Below are 4,197 nucleotides of genomic sequence, written 5' to 3' on the forward strand. Positions count from 1 at the left end.
AAGTAACTGTTTTCGCGCAGTTGTTCCCAATGTTGTTCATTGGCAGTGGCGGTACCCATCATGACATCTGAATGGCCGACAATGTACTTGGTGGCGGCTTGAATAGAGATGTCGACCCCCATATCAAATGGACGAGAATTAATTGGTGATGCCCAGGTATTATCCAGCATTACAATGACATCATGTTCGTGAGCGATACGGCTAAGCGTTGGTACATCTTGAACTTCCATGGTGATAGAACCTGGTGATTCTAAAAATAATACCTTGGTGTTAGGACGAATTAACTCACGAATGCCTGCGCCAATCATTGGGTCGTAATAGGTGGTTTCGATACCAAAACCTGCCAGCATTTTATTGCATAAATCGCGCGTTGGTTCATAGGCGGTGTCGACCATTAATAAATGGTCGCCACTTTTTAAAAATGACAACAAAGCGCTACTGATCGCGCCCGCACCAGAAGGGTATAACGCAGTGCCAGCACCACCTTCAAGTTCACATATGGCTTGTTGAAATGAAAAATGGGTTGGGGTGCCGCGACGACCGTAAAACATTTCACCGTTGGTTTTGTTTTTAATCGCAAAACGCATCTCATCCATGGTGTCGAACACCACGGTAGATGCTCTAAATACTGGTGGATTAATAATGCCTTTAGTGAACTTTTTTTCGCGGCCAACGCTAACAATTTGGGTGGCCAGTTTATCGTCTTTGCTCATATTCTTATTTCCATTATGTGTAGAGTCCACGGTCTATGTTTTAGCTAATGTTATTAGCAAAATATCAATGATATGGATAAATGCGCTGCGGTGAATGATCTACTGATATTCATCATCCTAGCACCAACAAACCTAAATAAAAGCGCCTAAATGCTGTGGTTGACTATTTTTCATCACTCAAGGGTAACGTCAGGCATATTTCAACCCCTTCAATGCCGTTCTCTATCATGTTGGTTGCTTTAATGCTGCCATGGTGGAAGTCGGTAACTAATCGGGCAATATACAAGCCTAATCCTAGATGGGGCTTGCCATTAATACCTTGAGGCCTGATAGACACCATAGATTCAAAAATTTGGCTGTTCATGTCTTTTGGCAGTAAGGGACCGATGTTACTGACTTTTAATATTGCCTGTTTGTGATATTGGGTCAGGCTGACGGTGATGGCGCTGTCGGGCTGATGAAATTCAATGGCATTGTTGATCAGTTTATCCATTAATTGGGCGATGTATTCCGGCACACCGTCGCAAGACATAACTTTGTCTTCAATGTGAACAGCAAACAGTTGGTCTGGATAAGTAATTTGGTAGCCTTGCATACAACCGCTAATCACTTTCTTTAATGAAAAACGACAGCTTTCAGCTTGGGTCAAACTGGCTTCAAGACGAGTTGCTTCGCTTAAGTTATTTAAAATAAGGTGTAAGCGGCTGACACCTTCTTGGGCGCGGCTAACATATTTTTGTGATTGCTCGTCCAGTTGTTGCAAGCCTAAATGTTCAAGTGAGCTGCGCACCACGGCAACAGGGGTACGCAGTTCGTGCGATAAACGCGACGACATGTTTTCTAAATAATGAGTGTATTGCCCTAGACGACTGACAATACTTGAAAAGCTGCGCGACAAATCACCGATTTCATCTCGGTTTTTGGATGCGACAATTTGCTGTCTTACTCGGCCCTGGCTGTCGATGGCGAGTTCGGCCTGATCACGTAAACGGCGGATGCGGCTTGAAATACTCGAGGCAAAAATAAACAAGGCTAATGTGCCCATGCTCATAATGGTCAAAATAACGTTAAACAGTTTTTCCAGTGCGCGGTTACGCAGGCTACGAATGCCGTGAGTGGTTTCTTCTGCAATAACAACCCCCATGACTTTATCGTCAATCCATATAGGGCTTGCTGCTGCTAATACTACGGCTTTGTTGTCCGGGGTTAAGCGCCATGTAGAGCCTTGTTTGCCGCTTAAGGCTTTTTCAATATGGCTGCCAGTGAGTTCAGTTGAGTCTTGCAGTGAATCGATAAAGTCTTGTGGCGGACGAGTCAATATTTTGTAGTACAACGGCAGAATATACTGCTGCTTAAAGTGCAGCCAAAACGAGTCAGGTTGATTGACCTCGATATCATCTGCCCAGGTGTTGGACGATGAACGAATATCACCTGATTTTGCCAGCACGCGGCCATGATTATCGACGACCCAAATACGTGAGCTGTTGTGGCTCATGCCTTTAATGATATTTTCAATTTCAGGCGAGGGCACTAGCACCGTGCCTAAACTGGCTACTGAATCTGTGGCTGAGGTACCAATAACATTCACTAATTGACGTGTTTTTGTATCGTTTACATTATGAATCGCAAAACCTAATTTACTGCCTACCATTTCAAGTGGCAGTCTAAATTCAATATTGTATCCCTTGTCTGTTTTTAACCACTGGCCTTGAATACGTGACTCGGGGGTAACGGGCATCGATTGGCTGGGGTCGGCGGGTAATTCAAACGCACTAAGCCAACCACTTTGGGTATTGGCAATAATATAACGCCTGAACTGACCGTCTGGGGATTGAGTTGCCATGACTAAGTGATCGTTTCTATCAATGCGTAAGCTTTTACGGTTACGGAAAATCAGGTTCGGGTCATTAACGTTGAAAAATCCATATAAATAGCCGCCGTATTTGCCCACCATATGGCTAAAGCTAATATCGATTGGTTCAGTTTCGCTGCGCTGATAAATAACATGTTTGTCTGAATAGTTAAGGGTGCGATGTTGGTATAAATCCCAGTCACTCAGTTTACCGTCGAGTTGAATGGGCCCAGCTAACGGGTAGGCGTATAAATCACGGCCTTTCTCGACTTGGTTTAAAAAGCTGGCTTGGTTGTCAAATAATTTTGGTCGCTCATGTAGCGCCGTAGCAAGCGCTTGAGTGGTGCCTTCAAGGGTTTTTTCTTGGCCATAACGCAGGTACTTTTCCATTTCCCACACATATTCATACCCAAGCCATGGTAGGCAGAGTAAAAACAGCGACAAAATGACGACCTTGGCACGCAGCCCTATCGGTAAATTCATCTGTTAGATATTGTCCCAGCGGTAGCCCATGCCATAAACGGTATCGATACAGTCAAACTCAGCGTCGATAACGATAAACTTTTTCCTAATGCGCTTAACGTGCGAGGTGATTGTGCTGTCGTCGACGTAAATTTTAGCTTCTTGCATTAAATCCTGACGGCTACGCACATGTCCTGGATGTTTGGCCATGGCATGAACCATCCAAAACTCGGTCACGGTCAGTTCAATGGGTTGCGATTTCCAATATACCTGAATGCGATTGCCATCGATGGTGAGGTGGCCGCGCTCAAGTAAGTTGTCTTCTATTGGGCTTGAACCGATTAATTCTGAACGGCGAAATAGGGCCGCAATACGGGCCATTAAATGGGGGAAACTGACTTCTTTTGTTAAATAATCATCGGCCCCTAAACGCAGACCACACACGGTGTCAAAGTCACTGTCGCGTGCGGTTAAAAAGATGATTGGTAGGCTGCTCGACATTGCACGCAGTGCCTGGCATAGGGTAAAGCCGCCGTCTATTTCATGCTCTAAACCAATATCAATAATGGCTAGGTCTGGTAAGCGGGCATTAAAGGCGAGCATGGCTGCGGGGCGATTTGCATAGGCTTGAACACTATACCCTTGCTGTTGCAGGACATCTTTGTAATTTTCGCGGATAGCGGCTTCGTCTTCAACAATGGCAATTCGTTTCATGGGATGATTTCAATTAATAGGCTGATAAATAGATACAGTGCTGACTATACAGGATTTTATGGTCCAAAAAAGCCGTTGACGGCAATTGCCATATTGTTGCCACATTTGATCGCCACATTGCCATTTTTGCTCCCCAATAAAGCCACCTATGAGGTGTTTAATAGCGACATAGAGTTAATCAGCAACGCATTAACCCATGTATTGATGATAACCATCATTTTTTAACAACAACTTTAAACAACCGCTAAAAGGGATTCTTTATGAAAAAGCAACTTATTGCCGCAACAATTATTTCTACCATGATGATAACAAACGTCAGTTGGGCAAATGACAATGACATGAGCGAAGAACGCGAACACACAGAAGAGCTAGTGGGTTTGAGTTCTGGGATTTTACTCGGTGCTGTTATCGGCGGCCCAGTGGGTGCCATTATTGGTGCATTTACGGGTACGTTTA

4 protein-coding genes are annotated in these 4,197 nt (G+C 44.4%); 1 reads left to right on the forward strand and 3 read right to left on the reverse strand.

Going from position 1 to position 4,197, the window contains the following annotated elements; translation table 11 throughout:
• The 3 genes from CXF78_RS13340 to pdsR all read right to left on the reverse strand — a co-directional run.
• A partial coding sequence (locus CXF78_RS13340) for an aminotransferase class I/II-fold pyridoxal phosphate-dependent enzyme (RefSeq protein WP_145991446.1) occupies positions 1–713 on the reverse strand: 713 nt, incomplete at its 3' end.
• A gap of 163 nt (positions 714–876) precedes the next feature.
• The gene (pdsS, locus tag CXF78_RS13345) at positions 877–3,048 is read right to left on the reverse strand and encodes a proteobacterial dedicated sortase system histidine kinase (protein WP_102037071.1); all 2,172 of its coding nucleotides are present in this window, start codon (positions 3,046–3,048) and stop codon (positions 877–879) included.
• 3 nt (positions 3,049–3,051) lie between these two features.
• Positions 3,052–3,741: a proteobacterial dedicated sortase system response regulator gene (gene pdsR, locus CXF78_RS13350; protein WP_011637090.1), complete on the reverse strand. Its 690-nt coding sequence runs from the start codon at positions 3,739–3,741 to the stop codon at positions 3,052–3,054.
• Positions 3,742–4,001: 260 nt separating this feature from the next.
• Between pdsR and CXF78_RS13355 the strand changes: the two genes are divergently transcribed.
• Positions 4,002–4,197, forward strand: a 196-nt coding sequence (locus tag CXF78_RS13355) for a YMGG-like glycine zipper-containing protein (protein WP_374702292.1), incomplete at its 3' end; no start/stop codon positions are given.

The organism is Shewanella sp. 11B5, from assembly GCF_002836795.1.
Taxonomy (GTDB): Bacteria; Pseudomonadota; Gammaproteobacteria; order Enterobacterales; family Shewanellaceae; genus Shewanella; species Shewanella frigidimarina.

Bases quoted from the DNA above. Each gene is read 5' to 3' on its own strand.
- pdsR (WP_011637090.1), bottom strand. From the start codon at position 3,741: ATGAAACGAATTGCCATTGTTGAAGACGAAGCCGCTATCCGCGAAAAT.
- pdsS (WP_102037071.1), bottom strand. From the start codon at position 3,048: ATGAATTTACCGATAGGGCTGCGTGCCAAGGTCGTCATTTTGTCGCTG.